The sequence below is a fragment of the Streptomyces sp. NPDC048182 genome (assembly GCF_043202555.1).
Classification (GTDB): domain Bacteria; phylum Actinomycetota; class Actinomycetes; order Streptomycetales; family Streptomycetaceae; genus Streptomyces.
The window spans coordinates 1-21,471 of the sequence record NZ_JBIDAQ010000003.1; the positions used below are offsets into that span (position 1 = coordinate 1).

Annotated in this window: 21 protein-coding genes and 1 rRNA gene; 15 read left to right on the forward strand and 7 right to left on the reverse strand. The window is 73.4% G+C overall.

The features are described from left to right. Positions 1-156: 156 nt before the first annotated feature. The 10 genes from rrf to ACGFZL_RS05985 all read left to right on the forward strand — a co-directional run bounded on the left by rrf (position 157) and on the right by ACGFZL_RS05985 (position 7,963). Positions 157-273 (forward strand): 5S ribosomal RNA (rrf, locus tag ACGFZL_RS05940). 65 nt (positions 274-338) lie between these two features. After that, a complete protein-coding gene (locus tag ACGFZL_RS05945) occupies positions 339-983 on the forward strand; it encodes an HAD family hydrolase (protein WP_393689640.1) in 645 nt (214 codons plus the stop codon). A gap of 92 nt (positions 984-1,075) precedes the next feature. After that, on the forward strand, positions 1,076-1,810 hold the full coding sequence (locus ACGFZL_RS05950) for a VC0807 family protein (protein ID WP_393689642.1): 735 nt from the start codon (positions 1,076-1,078) through the stop codon (positions 1,808-1,810). Positions 1,811-1,833: 23 nt separating this feature from the next. After that, complete coding sequence (locus ACGFZL_RS05955; protein ID WP_393689644.1) at positions 1,834-3,057, forward strand: MFS transporter; 1,224 nt, start codon at positions 1,834-1,836, stop codon at positions 3,055-3,057. Further along, positions 3,008-4,180 (forward strand): acetoin utilization protein AcuC, encoded by a 1,173-nt coding sequence (locus ACGFZL_RS05960; RefSeq protein ID WP_393689646.1) that lies wholly within the window; start codon positions 3,008-3,010, stop codon positions 4,178-4,180. Before ACGFZL_RS05955 ends, ACGFZL_RS05960 begins: the two co-directional genes overlap by 50 nt. Positions 4,181-4,275: 95 nt before the next feature. Next, positions 4,276-5,115: a phosphatase gene (locus tag ACGFZL_RS05965; protein WP_393689648.1), complete on the forward strand. Its 840-nt coding sequence runs from the start codon at positions 4,276-4,278 to the stop codon at positions 5,113-5,115. Positions 5,116-5,244: 129 nt separating this feature from the next. After that, entirely contained in the window at positions 5,245-5,457 is a 213-nt protein-coding gene (locus ACGFZL_RS05970) for a helix-turn-helix domain-containing protein (RefSeq protein ID WP_355167220.1), read from the forward strand. 139 nt (positions 5,458-5,596) lie between these two features. Further along, positions 5,597-5,695 carry a 30S ribosomal protein bS22 gene (locus ACGFZL_RS05975; RefSeq protein WP_003948845.1) on the forward strand — a complete coding sequence of 33 codons (99 nt, stop codon included), beginning with the start codon at positions 5,597-5,599 and terminating at the stop codon, positions 5,693-5,695. A 151-nt stretch (positions 5,696-5,846) separates the two neighbouring features. Beyond that, positions 5,847-6,911, forward strand: coding sequence for an NAD-dependent epimerase/dehydratase family protein (locus ACGFZL_RS05980; protein WP_393689651.1), 1,065 nt, complete (start codon positions 5,847-5,849; stop codon positions 6,909-6,911). Between the two features lie 14 nt (positions 6,912-6,925). Then, positions 6,926-7,963, forward strand: coding sequence for a lysophospholipid acyltransferase family protein (locus ACGFZL_RS05985; protein WP_393689653.1), 1,038 nt, complete (start codon positions 6,926-6,928; stop codon positions 7,961-7,963). 35 nt (positions 7,964-7,998) lie between these two features. Here the strand turns inward: ACGFZL_RS05985 and ACGFZL_RS05990 are convergent, their stop codons facing one another. The 3 genes from ACGFZL_RS05990 to ACGFZL_RS06000 all read right to left on the reverse strand — a co-directional run bounded on the left by ACGFZL_RS05990 (position 7,999) and on the right by ACGFZL_RS06000 (position 11,368). Beyond that, the gene (locus ACGFZL_RS05990) at positions 7,999-9,222 is read right to left on the reverse strand and encodes a DUF5667 domain-containing protein (RefSeq protein WP_393689655.1); all 1,224 of its coding nucleotides are present in this window, start codon (positions 9,220-9,222) and stop codon (positions 7,999-8,001) included. Between the two features lie 176 nt (positions 9,223-9,398). Further along, positions 9,399-10,181 carry an ECF subfamily RNA polymerase sigma factor, BldN family gene (locus tag ACGFZL_RS05995; protein WP_393689657.1) on the reverse strand — a complete coding sequence of 261 codons (783 nt, stop codon included), beginning with the start codon at positions 10,179-10,181 and terminating at the stop codon, positions 9,399-9,401. 263 nt (positions 10,182-10,444) lie between these two features. After that, on the reverse strand, positions 10,445-11,368 hold the full coding sequence (locus tag ACGFZL_RS06000; RefSeq protein WP_393689659.1) for an HAD family hydrolase: 924 nt from the start codon (positions 11,366-11,368) through the stop codon (positions 10,445-10,447). A 117-nt stretch (positions 11,369-11,485) separates the two neighbouring features. Between ACGFZL_RS06000 and ACGFZL_RS06005 the strand changes: the two genes are divergently transcribed. The 5 genes from ACGFZL_RS06005 (at position 11,486) to ACGFZL_RS06025 (ending at position 17,201) form a co-directional block, all read left to right on the forward strand. Further along, positions 11,486-11,827 carry a glutaredoxin family protein gene (locus tag ACGFZL_RS06005; protein WP_393689661.1) on the forward strand — a complete coding sequence of 114 codons (342 nt, stop codon included), beginning with the start codon at positions 11,486-11,488 and terminating at the stop codon, positions 11,825-11,827. A 274-nt stretch (positions 11,828-12,101) separates the two neighbouring features. Next, entirely contained in the window at positions 12,102-12,869 is a 768-nt protein-coding gene (locus ACGFZL_RS06010; RefSeq protein WP_355167234.1) for a redox-sensing transcriptional repressor Rex, read from the forward strand. Continuing rightward, positions 12,866-14,548 (forward strand): glutamyl-tRNA reductase, encoded by a 1,683-nt coding sequence (locus ACGFZL_RS06015; protein ID WP_393689664.1) that lies wholly within the window; start codon positions 12,866-12,868, stop codon positions 14,546-14,548. The genes ACGFZL_RS06010 and ACGFZL_RS06015 overlap by 4 nt, the downstream gene beginning before the upstream one ends. Further along, complete coding sequence (hemC, locus tag ACGFZL_RS06020; RefSeq protein WP_393689666.1) at positions 14,545-15,504, forward strand: hydroxymethylbilane synthase; 960 nt, start codon at positions 14,545-14,547, stop codon at positions 15,502-15,504. Before ACGFZL_RS06015 ends, hemC begins: the two co-directional genes overlap by 4 nt. Next, positions 15,501-17,201, forward strand: coding sequence for a bifunctional uroporphyrinogen-III C-methyltransferase/uroporphyrinogen-III synthase (locus tag ACGFZL_RS06025; protein WP_355167240.1), 1,701 nt, complete (start codon positions 15,501-15,503; stop codon positions 17,199-17,201). The genes hemC and ACGFZL_RS06025 overlap by 4 nt, the downstream gene beginning before the upstream one ends. A 56-nt stretch (positions 17,202-17,257) precedes the next feature. Here the strand turns inward: ACGFZL_RS06025 and ACGFZL_RS06030 are convergent, their stop codons facing one another. From ACGFZL_RS06030 to hemB, 4 genes are all read right to left on the reverse strand, one after another. Further along, positions 17,258-18,037: an SDR family oxidoreductase gene (locus ACGFZL_RS06030; protein WP_393689669.1), complete on the reverse strand. Its 780-nt coding sequence runs from the start codon at positions 18,035-18,037 to the stop codon at positions 17,258-17,260. A 96-nt stretch (positions 18,038-18,133) separates the two neighbouring features. Then, positions 18,134-19,351, reverse strand: coding sequence for a PLP-dependent aminotransferase family protein (locus ACGFZL_RS06035; RefSeq protein WP_393689671.1), 1,218 nt, complete (start codon positions 19,349-19,351; stop codon positions 18,134-18,136). A 100-nt stretch (positions 19,352-19,451) separates the two neighbouring features. Next, positions 19,452-20,354, reverse strand: a complete 903-nt coding sequence (locus ACGFZL_RS06040) for an SAM-dependent methyltransferase (protein WP_393689673.1) — start codon at positions 20,352-20,354, stop codon at positions 19,452-19,454. Between the two features lie 77 nt (positions 20,355-20,431). Continuing rightward, on the reverse strand, positions 20,432-21,427 hold the full coding sequence (hemB, locus tag ACGFZL_RS06045) for a porphobilinogen synthase (protein ID WP_393689675.1): 996 nt from the start codon (positions 21,425-21,427) through the stop codon (positions 20,432-20,434). Positions 21,428-21,471 lie beyond the last annotated feature (44 nt).

The following is a 21,471-nucleotide window of genomic DNA, read 5'->3' on the forward strand; positions in this document are numbered from 1 at the left end:
GTTGATAGGCCAGATATGGAAGCCTGGTAACGGGTGGAGTTGACTGGTACTAATAGGCCGAGGGCTTGTCCTCAGTTGCTCGCGTCCACTGTGTTGGTTCTGAAACCACGAACAACCGTGCTGAGTGTTGTGCACTCCGGTTGTGTTTCATAGTGTTTCGGTGGTCATAGCGTAGGGGAAACGCCCGGTTACATTCCGAACCCGGAAGCTAAGCCTTACAGCGCCGATGGTACTGCAGGGGGGACCCTGTGGGAGAGTAGGACGCCGCCGAACAATCATTAGGGGAAGGCCCCGCACCGTTTATGGTGCGGGGCCTTTCTGCGTTTAGGGTCGGTTCCATGCGCTACGACCTGGTCATCTTCGACAACGACGGCGTCCTCGTGGACAGTGAGCCGCTCTCCAACCGGCTGCTCGCCGCCTACCTCACCGAGCTGGGGCACCCGACGACCTACGAGGACTCCCTGCGCGACTACATGGGCGCCGCCATGCACCGCGTCCACGACCTGGTGCTGGAGCGGACCGGGCAGCGACTGCCGGCGGACTTCGACGACACCTTCCACCAGCGAGTCTTCGCCGCCTTCCGGCAGGACCTCGTGGCCGTGCCCGGCGCGGTGGGGGTGCTGGAGAAGCTGGCCGCCGATGGGGTGGCGTACTGCGTGGCCTCGTCCGGGAGCCATGAGCGGATCCGGGTCGGGCATCGGAAGACCGGGCTCGACCGGTGGTTCGGGGACGAGCGGATCTTCAGCTCGGAGGACGTGGGGCGGGGGAAGCCGGCGCCGGACCTGTTCCTGTACGCCGCCGAGCGGATGGGTGTCGCGCCCGGGCGGTGCGTGGTCGTGGAGGACTCCCCGCTGGGCGTCCAGGCCGCCGTCGCGGCCGGGATGGACGTGTACGGGTTCACCGCGATGACCCCGGCCGAGCGGCTCACGGGGGTGACCGGACTCTTCGGGGACATGGGGGAGTTGGGCGACCTGCTGGTGTGACCCGGGGGCCGGTGACGGCCTGACAATTGTCATGCGCAGCCCCGGACGGTTGTTCCTACCGGGCGACCGGGCCCGGTCGCGATGCTGTACCCATGACGAAGACAACGGGGAACACGGGGAACACGGCAAGCACGGGCAACGAGCGGGCCGCCTTCCGGACGCTGCTGGTGGATGTGGGGGTGCCGGTCGCGTCGTACTACCTGCTGAAGAGCGCCGCAGGCCTGAGCACCGTCGCGGCGCTCGGGTGGAGCAGCGTCGTGCCGGTGCTGCGGCTGGTGTGGGGCATGCGGCGGCAGCGGGAGGTCAACGCGCTGCCCCTGCTGATCCTGGCGGCCAACCTGCTCGGGGTGCTGGTCGGCTTCGGCACCGGCGACGCCCGGCTGATGCTCGTCAAGGACAGCGCGATCGGTAGCCTCGTCGGCATCGCGATGCTCGGGTCGGTGCTGCTGGGCCGGCCGTTGATGTCGGGGGCCGTCAAGCCCTTCCTGGTGAAGGGGGACCCGGGCCGGGAGGCTGCGTGGGAGCGGCTGCGGCGGGAGTCGGGGGCGTTCAGGCGGGTGGAGCTGCGGTTCTCGGCGGTGTGGGGGTCGGCGTTCGTCGTGGAGTGCGGGCTGCGCATCGTGGGGGCGTACACCGTCCCGGTCGACACGATGGTGTGGCTCGGCACGGTCGTCATGCTGGCCGTCATGGGGATGGCCTTCCTCGTCAGCGGTGCCGTGGGCGCCGTGCCGATGGCCCAGCTGCTGGGTGCTCCTGCTCCGCTTCCCGCGGTCCGCATGGCCGAAGGTGAGCGGGATTCATCTTTGGCGGGATCTACCCACCGGTAAGCCGGGGCCCTACGCTCGCCGCCATGACTGATGTGCTGCGGCGCGGTAGGGCCTCGCTGGCGTTCGCCTTCTTCGCGCAAGGCGTCGCCTTCGCGCTGCTCGTGACGCGTATCCCCGCCATCCAGGACCGGTACGGCATGTCCGACGCCGTGCTCCCCGTCTTCCTGGCCGCCGTGCCCATCCTGGCCGGGGTGGGCAGCGTGGCCACCGAGCGGCTGGTGCGCCGGATACCCGCCGGGCGGGTGCTGCGCTGGTCCCAGCCGGTCGCCCTGCTGACGCTGCTCGGCGTGGGCGCCGGGGACTCGCTGGCGGAACTGGCTGTCGCGCTCGGTGTGTTCGGGGTCGCCGTCGGTGCGCTGGACGCGTCGATGAACATGCTCGGAGTCAGCCTGCAGCGGGCGTACGGGCGCAGCATCATGCTCGGCTTCCACGCGGCGTACAGCCTGGGCGGCATCCTCGGGGCGTCGCTGGCGTGGGTGGGGGCGCACTGGGATCTCGCGCTGTGGGTGTCGTACCTGCCGGTCGTGGCGGTGCTGCTGCCGGCGGTGCTGGTGGGGAGCCGCTGGTACGTCGAGGGGGGCGCGGCGGGCGAGTCCGCGGCCGGGCCGATGGGGCAGGGCCAGGGCGGCCAGGTCGTCTTCCGGGCGCTGCTGCCGCTCTGCCTGGTGATGACCTTCGCGTACATCGGGGACTCGACGGTCTCCAACTGGAGCGCCAAGTACCTCCAGGACGTGCTGGGCGGGTCCGAGCAGCTGTCGACGGTGCCGTACAACGTGTACATGGTGACCACGCTGGTGGGCCGGGCCGTCGGGGACCTCGGGGTGCGGCGGTTCGGGGCGGTGGCCGTGGTGCGGGGCGGTGCGGTCGTGGCGGCGGGCGGGTTCGCGGTGGTGGCGGCGGCGCCGGGGGCGTGGACCGGGATGCTGGGGTTCACGCTGCTGGGGCTCGGGCTGTGCGTCCTGGTGCCGCAGACCTTCGCTGCCGCGGGGCGGATGTTCCCCGGGGACTCCGATGCCGCCGTGGCCCGGCTGAACGTCTTCAACTACGTCGGGTTCCTGGTCGGTTCGCCGCTGGTCGGGGCGCTCGGCGACGCCTGGAGCTATCGCGGGGCGATGCTGGTGCCGATGGTTCTGGTGCTGGTGACGCTGGTGTACGCCCGGTCGTTCGCGGCGCGGCCCGACCGATACGGTGGCGGGCATGAGCGGGCGCGCGCGGTTGATGTGGGACGAGGCGGTGACGGGGTATGACTTCGGGCCCCAGCACCCGATGGATCCGGTCCGGCTCGCCCTGACCCGGAGTCTGGTCGGCGCCCTCGGGGTCGACCGGGAGCTGGAGGTGGTGGCGGCCCGGGCGGCGGGGGAGTCGACGCTGCGGCTGGTGCACCGTGAGGACTACATCGACGCGGTGAAGGCCGCGTCCGCCGACCCGGCGTCGGCGCAGGGGGAGTACGGGCTGGGCACGCTGGACGATCCGGCGTTCGCGGGGATGCACGAGGTGTCGGCGCTGATCGCCGGGCAGTCGGTGGGCGCGGCGGAGGCGGTGTGGCGCGGGGAGGCGCTGCACGCGGTGAACTTCGCGGGCGGCCTGCACCACGCGATGCCGGGCGCGGCCTCCGGGTTCTGCGTGTACAACGACGCGGCGCTGGCGATCGCGCGGCTGCTCGAGCTGGGCGCCGAGCGGGTCGCGTACGTGGACGTGGACGTGCACCACGGGGACGGCGTGCAGGCGGCGTTCTGGGAGGACCCGCGGGTGCTGACGGTCTCCCTGCACGAGCACCCCCGCACCCTGTTCCCGCAGACCGGCTGGCCGGAGGAGACCGGCGCGGACCGCGCGGAGGGGTCGGCGGTGAACGTGGCGCTGCCGGCCGGGACCGGCGACGCGGGCTGGGTGCGGGCCTTCCACGCGGTGGTGCCGGAGCTGCTGGCCGACTTCCGGCCCGAGGTGCTGGTCACCCAGCACGGCGCCGACACCCACTTCGAGGACCCCCTCGCACACCTGGCGGTGTCGCTGGACGCGCAGCGGGCGGTGCAGGTCGCCTGCCACGACCTGGCGCACGAGTACGCCGACGGGCGCTGGGTCGCGCTGGGCGGTGGCGGGTACGCCGTGGTGGACGTGGTGCCCCGGTCGTGGACGCACCTGGTCGCGATCGCGGCGGGGCGTCCGGTGGCGCCGGAGACGGTGATCCCGGAGAGCTGGCGGCAGGAGGTGTACGCCCGGACGCGGCAGCCGGGCCCGCAGCGGATGACCGACGGGCGGTGGCCGGTGTCGTGGGCGGACTGGGAGGCGGGGTACGACCCGGCCGACCGGCTCGACCAGGCGGTGCTCGCGGCCCGGCGGGCGGCGTTCCCGCTGCGCGGGCTGCTCGCCTGACGGGGCGGTCCCGACCGGCCGGTGCGCTCCCCCGACCGTGGGGAGTTCGGGGATTTCCCGTACCGGCGTGCCCCGGGTCGGCCAGCATCACCGGCATGCCGACGCCGACGCCGACGCCGTCCCCGACGCGCGACGCCCTGCGGGCCCACCTGCTCGACGCGCGGCTCGCCGGGGTGGTGGCCACCTCCCGGGAGGCCAGCCTGCGCAGCTACCGGCTGTTCGCCGCCCGCGACCCCCGGGTGCTGCTCGGCCTGGACCCGGTGGGGGAGTGGGGGCCGGGGGAGGTGATGCGGCTGATGGCGGAGCGGTGCGGGGTCTCCGCCGACCCCCGCCGCACCACGGGCCCCGACGTCATCGACCCGGAGCGGACGCTGGCGGCGCTCGACGCCTTCGCCGACCGCGTCGGGGCGGTAGCTCAGCGTGGCGGTCCGGTGCTCCTCGGCACCGGGCATCCGCACCGGCTGCTCGGCTTCTACGCCGCCTTGTCCGACGCGCTGTCGGCGGCGGGATGTGCCGTCCTCACCCCGGCGCAGGGTCGCTGTGTCGACATAGTGACCCGGTTCGGTCTACGCACGCACCGCCTCGACTACGTCCGGGGCGTCGCCCTGGTACGGGAGTGCGGCGGCGCTCGCGCCGGTGGTGAGCCCGGCGCACACACCCACTCGCCGCTGCCGGTGCGGACCGCGCTCGCGGCGGCGGCCGAGGCCGGCGGGCCGCTCCCGGAGCTGGTGATCGGCGATCACGGCTGGGTCTGCGGGGCAGGTCAGCTGGGGTTCGCGGCGATCGGGCCGGCCGACACCGACGATCCGGCGCCCTTCGTGGGCGAGGCGGAGGGCGCGGTGTCCGTCGTCGTGCCGGTCGACGACGCGGTGCCCGCCGCCTGCTACCGGCCGCTCACCCGCTACGTGCTCAATCGGGCATGTCTGTCACGGTAGGGAAGCGATGGGTGCACCTCTTCCCCATTCGCATCACCCGCCCCTAGTCTGGGGAGTGAGCACGCAACGACGAAGAGTCACCGGAAGGGGAAGCCGGTGGCCGTCGAGTGCGGAAGGTTCGGGTGTGTCATGGCTGAAGCTGGCGAAAGGCCTCTGAACGAGGTTCAGTTCCTTACCGTGGCGGAGGTAGCCGCGGTGATGCGCGTCTCCAAGATGACCGTGTACCGGCTGGTGCACAGCGGTCATCTGCCCGCGATCCGGGTCGGTCGGTCCTTCCGCGTCCCGGAGCAAGCGGTGCACGACTATCTCCGCGGCAGTTATGTGGGGGTGGAAACGGCCTGACCTGGGTCCCGGGGGCCCGCCGGCCCCCGGAATCACCTCGATTACGACCTCAGCGCTCGGACGGGTAGGCTAGCCCCTCGTAGGTCGTGTGGGCCCATGGCGCCCAACGCCGAGTAATGAGAAGTGAGCGAGGGTAGTCGTGGGCTCTGTTATCAAGAAGCGGCGCAAGCGGATGGCCAAGAAGAAGCACCGCAAGCTGCTCAAGCGCACGCGCGTTCAGCGTCGCAACAAGAAGTAGGCAGTTGCGACGCTGCGCCGTCAGCGTGTCCTGTGGCCCCCCACCGAGTCCGGTGGGGGGCCACAGCCGTCCCCGGCGGGCTAAGTTGGCCCCGGTACAGGGAAACGGCAGGGTACGAGCAGGCGACCGGACGAGAGGGAAGGCGCGGATCTTGGGCAAGGTCGTGCTGGTGACCGGAGTGGCCCGTCAGCTGGGGGGCCGGTTCGTCCGGCGCGTCCTGCGCGACCCCGACGTGGAGCGTGTCGTCGCCGTGGACTCGGTGGTGCCCGAGCACGACCTGGGCGGCGCCGACTTCGTCCAGGCCGACATCCGGCAGCCGACCATCGGGCGGGTCCTCGCCGAGTCCGGCGCCGACACGGTCGTCCACATGGACGTCACCGGCATGTCCCCGCTGGACGGCTCCAGCCGCACGTCGGTCAAGGAGACCAACGTCATCGGCACCATGCAGCTGCTCGGCGCCTGCCAGAAGTCCCCCACCCTGCGGCGCCTGGTGGTCAAGTCCAGCACCACCGTCTACGGCTCGGCGCCCCGCGACCCGGCCGTGTGCACCGAGACCACCGCCCCCAAGTCCCTGCCCAGCGGCGGCTTCGCCAAGGACGCCGTCGAGGTCGAGGGGTACGTACGGGGCTTCGCGCGCCGGCGCCCCGACGTCGCCGTGTGCGTGCTGCGGTTCGCCAACATCCTGGGCCCGGGCGCCGGGACGCCGCTCGCCTCGTACTTCTCGCTGCCGGTGCTGCCCACCGTGTTCGGCTACGACCCGCGGCTGCAGTTCGTGCACGAGGACGACGTCATCGACGTCCTGCGCATCGCGGCCGACGAGCCGCGGCGCGCCACCCTCAACAGCGGCACCTTCAACATCGCCGGCGACGGTGTCCTGCTGCTCTCGCAGTGCGCGCGCCGGCTCGGCCGGCCCACCGTGCCGCTGCTGCTGCCGGCGCTGGCCTGGGCGGGCTCGCTGGTGCGTACGCTGGGGATGACGGACTTCTCCCCGGAACAGCTCCGGCTGCTCACCCACGGGCGGGTGGTGGACACCACGCAGATGCGCGAGACCCTGGGGTTCCGGCCGCGCCGCTCGACGGCCGAGACGTTCGCGGACTTCGCGGCCGGCCGGGGGCCCGGTCTGCTGCCGCCCGAGGCCCTCGCCGGGGCCGTCGACCGGATCGCGGCGCTGTCCTCGCGGGGCAGCGGCCACGTTCCTTCGCAGAGCGCCAATTGAGGAGCGCAGCAACGATGGCGGACGCCAAGGTCATTCCGTTCGACGACGACCGGTCGCGGGGCGGCGCGGGGAGCGGCGGCGCGGGCCGGCGCCGGGGCTCGGGCGGGCGCCGCAAGGAGGCCGGCGAGGCGGTGCCGGTGCGCGAGGTGCAGCCGCTGCCGGTGCCGGCGGAGGAGCCCGAGCCGGACCCGGCCCCGCGGCCGGCCGACCTCGGTGGCCTGGAGCGGCGGCTCGCCGGCGGCCTGGCCTTCCTGCGCCGCCGCCTCACCGGGGACTACGAGGTCGACGACTTCGGCTACGACGCCGAGCTGACCGACCAGGTGCTGATGTCGCTGCTGCGGCCGGTGTACGAGAAGTACTTCCGCGTCGAGGTGAAGGGCGTGGAGAACATCCCCGCCGAGGGCGGCGCGCTGATCGTCGCCAACCACTCCGGGACGCTGCCGCTCGACGGCCTGATGATGCAGGTCGCCGTGCACGACCACCATCCGGCCGGGCGGCATCTGCGGCTGCTCGCGGCGGACCTGGTCTTCGTGCTGCCGGTCGTCAACGAGCTGGCCCGCAAGCTGGGCCACACCCTGGCCTGCGCGGAGGACGCCGAGCGGCTGCTCGGCGAGGGCGAGCTGGTCGGGGTGATGCCGGAGGGCTTCAAGGGGATCGGCAAGCCGTTCAGCGAGCGGTACAAGCTGCAGCGCTTCGGGCGGGGCGGCTTCGTCTCCACCGCGCTGCGGCAGGGCACGCCGATCGTGCCGTGCTCGATCGTCGGGGCGGAGGAGATCTACCCGATGATCGGCAACTCCAGGACGCTGGCACGGCTGCTGGGCTTCCCGTACTTCCCGCTGACGCCGACCTTCCCGTGGCTCGGCCCGCTGGGCGCGGTACCGCTGCCGACGAAGTGGACGATCCAGTTCGGCGAGCCCATCCCGACGGACGGCTACCCGCCGGAGGCGGCGGAGGATCCGATGCTGATGTTCAACCTGACGGACCAGGTGCGGGAGCAGATCCAGCACACGTTGTACAAGTTGCTGGTGCAGCGGCGGTCGGTGTTCTTCTGAGGGGGCCGCGGTCCCTCGGGACCGCGGCCCCTCGGTCAGTCGTCGTCCTCGCCCTCGATGCCCAGGCCCGGCAGCAGGCCGGGGAGCAGGGGCGGGAGGGTGACGTCCGGCTCGGCGGGTGGGGTGGTGCCGCCGGTGGACGGGGAGGCGCTGCCGGTGCCGCGCGGCGGGTCGAGCAGGCCGCCGGTGTTGCCGCCGAGCAGGCCGTCGTCCTCGCGGGAGTCGGCCGACTCGCTGGGTCGGCCGCTGTGGTCGGTCCGGCCGCGCTCGGGGGTACCGCCCTTGCTGGTGCCGGGGGCGGTGGAGCGGCCGGTGCCGGGGGCCTTGGAGGTGGTCGGGCCGGAGCCGGAGCCGGAGCCGGAGCCGCGGCCGTCGTCCTTCGTGCCGCCCGTGCTGCGGGGCGGCACGGGGAGTCTGGACTTCAGCGGCGCCACGTCGTCCTCTATGGCGTCGAAGACCGAGGTCACCTCGTCGCCGACATCCCCGAGCTGCACCGGGAGGCGGTCGCGCAGGGCGCCCCAGGTCGCGCGGTGGGAGCTGGAGAAGGCGGAGAGGGCCTGCATGGGCGCGAGCGAGTCGGGGTCGCGGGCATAGACCGCGCTGAGCAGGCGGTGGCCCTCGGACGCGTCGTACCGCATGCCGGAGAGGGCGCGGCGGACCTCGCCGAGCGCCTCGTGGTCCAGGCTGCCGCCGCGACCGCGCTCCAGCAGCCGGCGGGCCTCGCCGAGCCGGGTCGACGCCTGGTCGAGATAGGCCCGGCCGCGCTCGTCGTCGCTGTCGGCGAGGCCGAGCCGGAAGTCCTCGATGCCGCGCTTGAGTCCGTAGAGCGAGTCGCCGGGCAGGGCGTCGGAGCTGGCGGCGGCGACCCCGCCGAAGGCCCCGGCGGCCACGCCGACGCTCAGCCCGCCCGCGGTGAGGCCCTTGGCCAGCCGCGAGCGGGGACGGAGCTTGTGCAGCGGGGCCGCCCGGTGGGCGCCGCGGGCCTTGCGCTGCCCGGGCACCGAGCTGCCCGGGGTGCCGTCGCCCGCGGTGCCCTCCTGGAGCATGGCCTCGAACGCGGCCACCAGCTGGGCCCGCTGGACGACCTTGACCTCGGGGTCCAGCTCGGGCTTGGGCAGCCGCTCCAGACCGCCGGCCAGGGCCGTGAGCCGGCCCTGCTCGTCGTCCTGTTCCGCGGCCGCCGCGTCGGGGGCGGACTGCTCCTCAAGAGCCTGGGCGAAGGCGCTGGCCCGCCGGTGTGCCGATACGTTCGCGATCACTGGCGGCACCTCCTCTCGTCATGACGGTCGACTCCAGAGGGAGCCTGCATCCCGCACAACGAGCGGCACGGCACTTGGGTTACGGACGGCGGACGAACGAACCGCGGACTCAACTGGCTCTCACAGACAGTGACTTGAGGGAAGCGGAGGGTGGTGGATGCGCGACGGCCCGAGGGCTAGCGCACGTCGTCGGGCAGCAGTCGGGCCAGGGTGCGCACGGCGCGGTACTGGAGCGTCTTGATCGCGCCCTCGTTCTTCCCCATGACCCGGGCGGTCTCGGCGACCGACAGGCCCTGGAGGAAGCGCAGGGTGACGCACTCCTGCTGCTGCGGGTTGAGCCGCCGTACGGCGTCGAGCAGGGCGGCGTTGGACAGGTGCTCGAGGACGGAGTCCTCCGGGGAGCGCGCCACCTCGTTGGCGTCGAGCATCTCGCCGGTGGTGACCTCCAGGCGGAAGCGGCTGGACTTGAAGTGGTCGGCGACCAGGTTGCGGGCGATCGTCACCAGCCAGGCGCCGAAGTCGCGGCCCTGCCAGGTGAAGGTGCCGATGCGGCGCAGCGCCCGCAGGAAGGTCTCGCTGGTGAGGTCCTCGGCGGTGGCCTTCCCGTTCACCCGGTAGTAGATGTACCGGTAGACGGTGTCGCTGTACTGGTCGTAGAGGCGCCCGAAGGCGTCGGCCTCGCCGGCCTGGGCGCGTTCGACCAGGTCCATCATGCGGGCGTGGTCGCTGTTGGCGGCCGGCCTGCGGTGGGTCGTGGCGCCGGAGGACGACGACGCCGACCGCGCGCGTCTGCCGACGACGGCGCCCGACTCGGCCAGCGCGTAGCAGGGGCCGGCGGGGGCGGTGGCCGCGGCGAGGGCGGGGACGGGGACCAGTCCGCGCAACAGATCTCGTGCTGATTCGACCGTTGCGCGCAGCGTAGCCAGGCCCGAGGCGTCAACCCCGACGTGTGGGTACACGGGACTCCCAGAGGCAGAGCTTGCATCACGTGCAGTACGGAACCGTTCACCGTTCGTGGCGCTGGTGGGGTGCCGGAATGCGTCTGAGGAGAATAACGCTTCGTGCAGGGGCTGCTACGCCCAGTTGCTCAAATCACCGATTAGGTCGCTGGCTTGTCCGGTTCATGCGCGTTCGGGTGCCGCAAGGTGATCGCTCGGTGATCGGAAAGGTTCGGGTTCCTGCTCGCTCCGGGCCGATGGGCGTCAACCCGGGTCGACCCGCGTCAGCGGCGTCGGCGGTGCAGCGCGATGGCCGCCGCGGTGCCGCCCGCCACCGCGCCGACGCCGGCGGCGGCGGGGATGCCGACCTTGGCCGCCTTGCGGCCGGTGCGGTAGTCGCGCAGCCGCCACTCCAGGTGGCGGGCGTGCTTGCGCAGCTTGGAGTCCGGGTTGATGGCGTAGGGGTGGCCGACCAGCGACAGCATCGGGATGTCGTTGTGCGAGTCGCTGTACGCGGCACAGCGGGTGAGGTCCAGGTCCTCCGCCGCCGCCAGAGCCCGCACCGCCTCGGCCTTCGCGGGGCCGTGCAGCGGCTCGCCGACCAGCCGGCCGGTGTAGACGCCCTCCAGCGACTCGGCGACCGTGCCGAGGGCGCCGGTCAGGCCGAGGCGGCGGGCGATGACCTGGGCGATCTCCACCGGCGCCGCCGTCACCAGCCAGACCCGCTGCCCGGCGTCCAGGTGGGCCTGGGCCAGCGCGCGGGTGCCCGGCCAGATCCGCTCGGCCATGTACTCGTCGTAGATCTCCTCGCCGATGATGCGCAGTTCGGAGACGCGGTGGCCCTGGACGATGGAGAGGGCGGAGTCGCGGGCCTCCTGCATGTGCTCGGGGTCCTCGGAGCCGGCGAGGCGGAACCACGCCTGCTGCCAGGCGAACCGGGCGAGGTCGCGGGTCTCGAAGAACTTCCGCTTGTACAGGCCGCGCCCGAAGTGGAAGAGGGCCGCGCCCTGCATGACGGTGTTGTCCAGGTCGAAGAAGGCGGCCGCCCGCTCGTCGCCGTGCACCGGGAAGTCCGGTTCGCCGGACGGGGCCGGGGCGGGGGCCTCCTGCGTGGACTTGCGGGCGGCCTCCGCCGAGGCCTCGCCTGCCAGTACGCTCCGCGCCGTGGCGGAGCGCCTACGGGGGGTGAGCCATCCGAGTACCGCCATGTCCGTGAGCATAGCCAGTCGGCCCGGAGCTTCCGGAGCCGTCGGGTTGGGAGGCTGTGAACACCGGACGACGGCCGTGTGACACGCCTCGCCGCCCCCGGCGGGAGAATGGGCGCCATGAGTCCCCTCTTCCGCCGGAAGGCCGCGCAGCCGTCCCGGACGCCCCGGGCGCCGCAGACCGCGCAGGCTTCGCAGGACCCGCAGGCTCCCCAGGAGCATCTCGTCACCCTCGTCCGCAAACCCGGCTGCCATCTGTGCGATGACGCACAACGCGTCGTCGAGAAGGTGTGCGGGGACCTCGGCGTCCCCTGGGAGGGGAGGGACATCACCGAGGACCGGCACCTCCACGACCAGTACTGGGAGCAGATCCCGGTCGTGCTGGTCGACGGCCGGCAGCACACCTTCTGGCGTGTGAACGAGGAGCGGCTGCGCAGGGCACTGACCGACGAGTCCAAGTAGTCCGGATGGTCGCTTAGGATCGATGGCGACGGGATCTCGGGGGCGTTGATCGTGAGGAGCGTGGGCGGCTTTGCCCCCGAGGAGTGAGGAACGCGGGCGCGTGTGCGCCGGTTCCCGGGGTGTGCGCCGGGGGCGCGTGACCCCGGTCACGTTGGCCGGGCAAATCGGACACCATCTTTGTGCACGCGTTCACAAAGACATAGCCTTCTTTCGACGGGGCGGTCACGTAGGGACGTATGACCGCCTACAGCCCCGCTCTACCCGCAGGAGCACCGTGGCAACTGGCCGAACACACCGACCGGCGACCCGCAGCCGAGGAATTCCCGAGGCCACCGTCGCCAGGCTTCCGCTGTACCTCCGAGCCCTGACCGCGCTGTCGGAGCGCTCGGTGCCCACGGTCTCCTCCGAGGAGCTGGCCGCCGCCGCGGGGGTCAACTCCGCGAAGCTGCGCAAGGACTTCTCCTACCTCGGCTCCTACGGGACCCGGGGCGTGGGCTACGACGTCGAGTACCTCGTCTACCAGATCTCCCGCGAGCTGGGCCTGACCCAGGACTGGCCCGTCGTCATCGTCGGTATCGGCAACCTCGGCGCCGCGCTCGCCAACTACGGGGGGTTCGCCTCCCGCGGGTTCCGGGTCGCCGCGCTGATAGACGCCGACCCGCAGATGGCCGGCAAGCCGGTCGCCGGGATCCCGGTGCAGCACACCGACGAACTGGAGAAGATCGTCCATGACGACGGCGTCTCCATCGGCGTCATCGCCACCCCCGCCGGCGCCGCCCAGCAGGTCTGCGACCGGCTGGTGGCCGCCGGGGTGACCTCCATCCTGAACTTCGCGCCGACCGTGCTGAACGTCCCCGAGGGCGTCGACGTGCGCAAGGTCGACCTCTCCATCGAGCTGCAGATCCTTGCCTTCCACGAGCAGCGCAAGGCCGGCGAGGAGGCCGCCGCCGACGGCGCGCTGCCCCGCCGGGCCGCCCGCAGGACCGCCGCCGCCCCCGACCAGGGACCCGACGGGGACATGCCCGCCGTGATGCCCGCATGAGCCTCCTCGTCGTCGGGCTGAGCCACCGCAGCGCCCCGGTCAGCGTCCTGGAGCGGGCCTCGCTGAACGCGGACGCGCAGGACAAGCTGCTGCAGGACACGGTCGCCGCCGAACCGGCCGCCGAGGCCGCGGTCCTTGCCACCTGCAACCGCATCGAGCTCTACGCCGACGTGGACAAGTTCCACGCCGGGGTCGCCGAGCTGTCCACGCTGCTCGCCCAGCACAGCGGGGTGGGCCTGGAGGAGCTGACGCCCTACCTGTACGTGCACTACGAGGACCGGGCCGTGCACCACCTGTTCTCGGTGGCCTGCGGCCTGGACTCGATGGTGGTCGGCGAGGGCCAGATCCTCGGCCAGATCAAGGACGCGCTGGCCCGCGCGCAGGACCTGCACACCGCGGGCCGGCTGCTCAACGACCTCTTCCAGCAGGCCCTCAGGGTCGGCAAGCGCGCCCACTCCGAGACCGGCATCGACCGGGCCGGGCAGTCCCTGGTCACCTTCGGCCTGGAGCAGCTCGCCGCGGGCGCCGACGTGGGGACCTGGGCGCGCGGGCGCACCGCCCTCGTCATCGGCGCCGGCTCGATGTCCTCCCTCGCCGCCGCGACGCTGGCCCGGGCCGGGGTCGCCGAGGTGGTGGTCGCCAACCGCACCTTCGAGCGCGCCGAGCGCCTCGCGCGGATCCTCGCCGAGGGCGACGACACGGACGTGGTGGCCCGCGCGGTACCGATGGACGCGGTGCCGGCCGAGCTGACACGTGCCGACGTCGCCGTCTCCTGCACCGGCGCGACGGGCCTGGTCCTGACCGCCGACGCGGTGGCCGCGACGGTGGAGACGCGGACCGGGGCGCCCGCCGTGGTCTGGGATGCCGTGGACGTACGGGAGGCGCCCCTCGCCGGTGCCGCCTCCGACGAGAACTGCCCGCTCGACCTCGCCGCCGTGCCCGCCGGCCTGCCCGGGATGGGCGAGGGGGCCGTGGCCGGGATGGACGCCGCCACGCTGGAGCAGCACGCGGCGTGGGTCGCGGGCGGCACCGCCGTGGACCGGCCGCGCGAGAGCGGCCGTGTCGAGACCGACGCCGAGCTGATCACCGCGCTCGCCGCCACCGCCGCGACCGTCGGCCGGATCCCCGAGCGGCGCCGCCCGGCGCCCGTCGTGGAGATTCCGCGGCCCGAGCCGGTGCTCTTCCTGCTCGACCTCGCCATGCCGCGCGACATCGACGCCGCCGCGCACCGGCTCGGCGGGGTCCGCCTGGTGGACATCGAGTCGCTCGCGGAAGCCTCCGCGGACGCGCCGATGGCCGCCGACGTCGACCAGGTGCGCCGGATCGTCGCCGACGAGGTCGCCGCCTTCGGGGCGGCGCAGCGGGCCGCGCACATCACGCCGACCGTGGTGGCGCTGCGCAGCATGGCCGCCGACGTGGTGGCCGGCGAGATCGCCCGCCTGGAGGGCCGGCTGCCGGCGCTGGACGCCAAGCACCGCGCCGAGATCACCCAGACCGTGCGCCGGGTGGTCGACAAGCTGCTGCACGCGCCGACGGTACGGGTCAAGCAACTGGCCGCCGAACCGGGCGGCGCCGGGTACGCGGACGCGCTGCGCACCCTGTTCGACCTCGACCCCGAGACGGTGGCCTCCGTCTCCCGCGCCGAGGACAGCACCGAGAAGAACCGAGGGCCGGCATGACTGAGAAGGCACTGAGGCTCGGGACCAGGCGGAGCAAGCTCGCCATGGCCCAGTCCGGGCAGGTGGCGGACGCCGTGAGCCAGGTGACCGGACGGCCCGTCGAGCTGGTCGAGATCACCACGTACGGCGACGTCTCGCGCGAGCACCTCGCGCAGATCGGCGGCACGGGTGTGTTCGTGGCGGCGCTGCGCGAGGCGCTGCTGCGGGGCGAGGTCGACTTCGCGGTTCACTCGCTGAAGGACCTGCCCACCGCGCAGCCCGACGAGCTGGTCCTGGCGGCCGTACCCCGGCGCGAGGACCCGCGCGACGTGATCGTCGCCCGGGACGCGCTGAAGTTCACCGACCTGCCCCGCGGGGCGCGCATCGGCACCGGCGCCCCGCGGCGCATGGCGCAGCTGAACGCGTACGCCCGCGCGCACGGCCTGGAGATCGAGACGGTCCCGATCCGGGGCAACGTCGACACCCGCATCGGGTACGTCCGCAAGGGCGAGCTCGACGCGGTGGTGCTGGCCGCCGCCGGACTCAACCGGATCGGCCGGACCGACGAGGTGACCGACTTCCTGTCGGTCGACACGGTCCTGCCCGCCCCCGGCCAGGGGGCCCTGGCGATCGAGTGCGCCGCCGACCGGGCGGACCTCATCGCGGCGCTCGGCGCACTCGACGACCCGCACACCCGGGCCGCCGTGACCGCCGAGCGGTCCCTGCTCGCCGCCCTGGAGGCCGGCTGCAGCGCACCCGTGGGCGCGCTGGCCGACCTCCTGGCCGACGGGCGCAATGTCAAGGAGATGCGCCTGCGCGGGATCGTCGGTACCACCGACGGCTCGACGCTGGTGCAGCTGTCCACCACCGGTCCCGTGCCCGAGACGCACGAGCAGGCGCTGGCGCTCGGTCGCGAACTCGCCACCGAGATGCTCGCGCAGGGCGCGGCCGGTCTGATGGGGGAGCGAGCACGATGAGCCCCACCGCCTTTCCCGCCGCTCCGGAACACGGGCACGTCACCTTCCTCGGTGCCGGACCCGGGGATCCGGGACTGCTCACTCTGCGCGCCGTGGAGGCGCTGGCGCACGCGGACGTCCTCGTCGCCGAGCACGAGGTGCTCGACGTCGTGCGCACGCACGCCCGCCAGGGCGTCGCCGAGGTGCACACGGACGACGCGGGCGCGTCGGATCCGGGCACAGGCGCGCCTCAGCTGACGGTAGTTGACGGTGCGTCAACGACCGTGGCGGCCCCCGCCGCGCGGGATGCCGCACATCTTGTCATGGAGGCCGCGCGGGGCGGCAGGCGGGTGGTGCGTGCGGTCACCGGCGACCCCGGCCTGGACGCGAACGCCGCCGAGGAGATGCTGGCCTGCGCCGCCGCCGGGGTGCCCTTCGAGGTGGTCCCCGGCATCGCGACCGCCGTCGGCGTGCCCGCGTACGCCGGTGTGCCGCTGCGCGACGCCGAGGGCGCGGACGTCCGGTTCGTGGACGCCCGCACCGCCTCGGACCGGTGCTGGACCGAGGTCGGCGCCTCGGACGGCACGGTCGTCGTCTCCACCACGCTGGACTCGGTCGCCGCGGCGGCCGGGGAGCTGGTGTCGGCGGGCCGCAAGCCGGACACCCCGCTGACGGTGACCGTGGCCGGCACGACGACGCGGCAGCGGACCTGGACGGCGACGCTCGGCACGGTCGCGCAGACGCTGAAGCAGGCCAAGGTGCTGCCCTCGCCGGAGGGCGGGCGTCCGGTGATAGCCGTGGTCGGGGAGCGTTCCACCGCCGCCCGGCGCGACGAGCTGTCGTGGTTCGAGTCCAAGCCGCTGTTCGGCTGGAAGGTCCTCGTGCCCCGCACCAAGGAGCAGGCGGCCTCCCTCTCCGACCAGCTGACGTCCTACGGGGCGGTGCCGCACGAGGTGCCGACCATCGCCGTCGAGCCGCCGCGCACGCCCCAGCAGATGGAGCGCGCGGTCAAGGGCCTGGTGACGGGCCGGTACGAGTGGATCGCCTTCACGTCCGTCAACGCGGTCAAGGCGGTCCGGGAGAAGTTCGAGGAGTACGGGCTCGACGCGCGGGCCTTCGCCGGGATCAAGGTCGCGGCGGTGGGCGAGCAGACCGCGAAGGCGCTGATCGCCTTTGGCGTGAAGCCGGACCTGGTGCCGAGCGGCGAGCAGTCCGCGGCCGGGCTCCTGGAGGACTGGCCGCCCTACGACCCGGTCTTCGACCCGATCGACCGTGTCTTCCTGCCGCGTGCCGACATCGCCACGGAGACGCTGGTCGCCGGGCTGATCGAGCTGGGCTGGGAGGTCGACGACGTCACCGCCTACCGGACGGTGCGCGCCTCGCCGCCGCCGGCCGAGACGCGGGAGGCGATCAAGGGCGGCGGCTTCGACGCGGTGCTCTTCACCTCGTCGTCCACGGTGCGGAACCTGGTCGGCATCGCCGGCAAGCCGCACAACGTGACGGTGATCGCCTGCATCGGCCCGGCGACGGCCAAGACGGCCGAGGAGCACGGGCTTCGGGTCGACGTGATGGCCCCGGAGCCGTCGGTGCTGAAGCTGGCCGAGGCGCTGGCCGACTTCGGGCTGCGCCGGCGGGCGTCCGCCCTGGAGGCGGGTGACCCGGTGACGCGGCCGAGCGAGCGGCGGCCGGGGGCGCGGCGGAGGCGGTCCTCCACCTGAGGTGTGGCGTGCGGTGCGGGGGCGTTCCCTTCGGGGGACGCCCCCGTTCGCGCGTCCTAGCGGTGGGCGGCGGCCCGCTCCGCGAGGTGGTCCTCGAAGGTGGCCCTGCCCACGGCGTGCGCCTCGGCGAGGTGGCCGCCCTCGCGGAAGGCGCGGAAGGTGCTGCCGGGCAGCCGCAGGGCGACGACCTTGCGGCTGCGGCCCCGCGCCCGGAGGTAGGCGCGGGCCATCTCGGTGGCCTCGCGCACCTCGGGGCCGCCCATGTCGGCCACCCGCCCGGCGGGCGCGGCAACGGCCAGTTCGGCCAGCCGGTCGGCCACCTCGGCGGCCGAGACGGTCTGGTACCGGAAACCGGGCGCGAGCATCAGCGGCAGCTTGGAGGTGCCGTCGAAGAGGGCCCGCACGAAGTCGTGGAACTGCGTGGCCCGCAGGATCGTGTACGGGATCCCGCTCTCCTCGAACAGCTTCTCGGAGGCGGCCTTGCCCTTGAAGTAGCCGAGGGGCACCTGGTCGCAGCCGACGATGGAGATGTACACCAGGTGCTCGGTGCCGGCCTCCCGGGCCGCCGTCAGCAGCTTGCGCAGGGCGGCGAGGTCCTTCTTGCCGTTGCTGGACGTCGCCGCGTGCACGACCGTGCCCGCGTCGCGCAGCGCCGCGCCGATCCCCGCGCCCGACGACAGGTCGCCGACCGCCCACTCACGCCCGGCCGGGGCGGTGCCGGCGGGCTCCGCGCGCCGGCTGAGCACCCGTACCGCGGCCCCCGCCTCGAGCAGCCGGCCGACCACGAGCCGGCCGAGCGTGCCGGTCCCGCCGGTCACCAGAATCGGTGCGTTCATGCGATGTCCCCTCCCCAGTGCCCGGTGATCGCCGAGCACTGGGGAGTCTGACAGGTCATGGGACGGACGTGCGTCGCAGGCCGGCGGCCGACGGCGTCAGGCGGCCGGGCCGCGTAGTGCCGTGCCCAGTCGGTGCAGGCCCTCGGTGATCTCGTCGGGGGTGTGGGTGACGAAGCACAGGCGCAGGGTGGCCGGGTCGGGGGCGGTGGCGTGGAAGGGGGCGCCGGGGACGTAGGCCACGTCGTGCCGGAGCACCTCGGGGAGCAGGGCCGTGGTGTCGTGCCCGTCGGGGAGACGGGCCCACAGGAACATGCCGCCCTCGGGGCGGGTCCAGCGCGAGCCCGCCGGCAGGACGTCCGGGAGGGCGGCCAGCATGGCGTCCCGGCGGGCGCCGTAGGCGGTGGCGACCCGGGCGACGTGGGTGTCCAGGTCGCGGTCGGCGAGGTAGCGGGCGGCGGCGAGCTGGTTGACGGTCGGGGTGTGCAGGTCGGCGGCCTGCTTGGCCACCGCGCAGGCCCGGCGCAGCGCGGCGGGGGCCCGCAGCCAGCCGATCCGGAGGCCGGGCGCCATGACCTTGGAGAAGGAGCCGAGCAGCACGGTGCGGTCCCGGGCCGGCTCGTGGGAGGCGATCCACGGCACCCGGGCGCCCTCGAAGCGCAGCTCGCCGTACGGGTCGTCCTCGACGATCCACACCCCGCGCCGGGCGGCGGCCTCGGCGACGGCGGCGCGGCGGTCGGCGGGCAGGGTGCGGCCGGTGGGGTTCTGGAAGGTGGGCACCGTGTAGAAGAGCTTGGGGCGCTCGCGGGCCACCAGGTCGTCGAGGGCGCCGGGGTCCACACCGTCCTCGTCGCCGGGCACGGCCACGATCCGGGCGCCGGCCAGCGTGAACGCCTGGAGGGCGGCCAGGTAGCAGGGGTTCTCCACCAGGACCGTGTCGCCGGGCTCCAGGAGCGCGGTGGCGAGCAGGGAGAGGGCCTGCTGGGAGCCGGTGGTGACGAGCAGGTCGTCGGGGACGGTGGGCAGGCCGCGCGCGCCGGTGCGGGCGGCGAGCGCGGCGCGCAGGGCGGGCTCGCCCTCGGTGGTGGAGTACTGCAGCGCCCGGTCGGGGGTCTCGGTGAGCACCGCCTGGTACGCGGCGGCCACGCCCTCGGCGTCGAACAGCTCGGGGGCCGGCAGCCCGCCCGCGAAGTTGATCACCTCGGGGCGGGCGGTGACGGCCAGGATGTCCCGCACGACCGACCCGCCGGCCGACCGGACGCGGGCGGCGAGCGGGGGCGGGGCGGCCGGGGCGTGCTCGGTGGCGGTGGCGGTCATGCGGGTCCCCCTCGGGCGGCGGGCGGTCTGGTGCCCGCAGCCTAGGGAGACGCGTGCCTCATACACGAAGCTTTCCGCCATGCGGACGGGTCCGGCCGGGTCAGGACTTGACGCCGAGCCCGCCGTAGATGTTGATGTCCGCGTCCGTCACGTCGTTGATGTCCCGGTAGCGGACCTTCTCGATGTCCTCCAGGCCCGCCAGGTAGGACTCCTCCGGCTGCTCGGGAACCGGCGCCGCGTGGTCCTGGCGCCAGTGGTGGACGGGCACGACGCCCGGCGCGGCGACCGCCAGGCCGTTCTCCGTGAAGAAGCGCTCGACGTCCTTGTGCGAGCGCAGCACGAAGGTGAAGCCCCGCTCGGTGTACGTGCGCTGCACCGCGCGGACGTTCTCCGGGTTCAGGTCGTCGGTGACGTGGCTGAGGACCAGGCGGCTGCCGGCCGGCAGGGCGTCGATCAGCTCGCGCACCACCGGGTATGCCTCCTCGTCCGGCACGAAGTGCAGGATCGCCACCAGGCAGAGGGCGATCGGCCGGTCGAAGTCCAGCGTCCGCGCGGCCTGTTCGAGGATCCGGTCGGCACTGCGCAGGTCCGCGTCGATGTAGTCGGTGCGGCCCTCGGGGCCGCTGGTGAGCAGGGCGCGGGCGTGGGCGAGGACGACCGGGTCGTTGTCGACGTAGACGACGCGGGAGTCCGGGGCGGTGCGCTGGGCGATCTGGTGGACGTTCTCCGCGGTGGGCAGGCCGGTGCCGATGTCGAGGAACTGGCGGATGCCGTCCTCCTCGGCGAGGGCGGTCACCGCGCGGCGCAGGAAGTCGCGGTTGTGCCGGACGTCCAGGTAGCCGCGCGGGTTGGCGGCGAGCCCGGCGGCGGCCGCGTTCCGGTCGGCGGGGTAGTGGTCCTTGCCGCCGAGGAAGACGTCGTAGACGCGGGCCGGGTGCGCCCTGCTGCTGTCGATCCGCCTCCGCAGCTCGGCGGGGTCCTGTCTGAGGGCGTCACCGGACATGGGCGCGTCTCCCTGGGGGGCGTCGAGGTGATGTCGATGTGGTGGGCATCAACCTAGCGCCTCCCAGGGGAGGTTGGTCACCTGATCAGGTCGCGGGCGGCCTCGACGGCCCAGTAGGTGAGGATGTTGCGCGCACCGGCCCGCTTGATGCCGGTCAGCGACTCCAGGATGGCCTGCTCGCGGTTGATCCAGCCCTTCTCCGCGGCGGCCTCGATCATCGCGTACTCGCCGGAGATCTGGTACGCGGCGACCGGCACGTCCGAGGTGTCCGCGACGCGGGCCAGGATGTCCAGGTAGGGCCCGGCCGGCTTGACCATCACCATGTCGGCGCCCTCCGCCAGGTCGAGCGCCAGCTCGCGCAGCGCGTCCCCGACGTTGGCGGCGTCCTGCTGGTAGGTCTTGCGGTCGCCCTTGAGGGAGGAGCCGACGGCCTCGCGGAAGGGGCCGAAGAAGGCGGAGGCGTACTTCACCGTGTAGGCGAGGACCGCGACGTCCTCCCGGCCGATCTGGTCGAGGGCGTCGCGGATGACGCCGACCTGCCCGTCCATCATGCCGCTGGGCCCCACGACGTGGGCGCCGGCGTCGGCCTGGACCTGGGCCATCTCGGCGTACCGCTCCAGGGTGGCGTCGTTGTCGACGCGGCCCTCGGTGTCCAGGACGCCGCAGTGGCCGTGGTCGGTGAACTCGTCCAGGCACAGGTCGGACATGACGAGCAGCTCGTCGCCGACCTCGGCGCGCACGTCGCGCAGGGCGACCTGGAGGATGCCGTCCGGGTCGGTGCCCGCGGTGCCGGCGGCGTCCTTCTTGCCCTCCTCGGGCACGCCGAACAGCATGATCCCGGAGATCCCGGCCTCCACCGCCTCGGCGGCGGCCTTCTTCAGGGTGTCCCGGGTGTGCTGCACCACCCCGGGCATCGCCCCGATCGGCACCGGCTCGGTGATGCCCTCCCGCACGAAGGCGGGGAGGATCAGGTCGGCCGGGTGCAGCCGGGTCTCCGCGACCATCCGCCGCATGACGGGGGTGGTGCGCAGCCGCCGGGGCCGGGTGCCGGGGAAGGATCCGTACGTCGACATGGTCTCCACGCTACGCCCGCCCCGCCGGTGCCTTTGCCGACGGG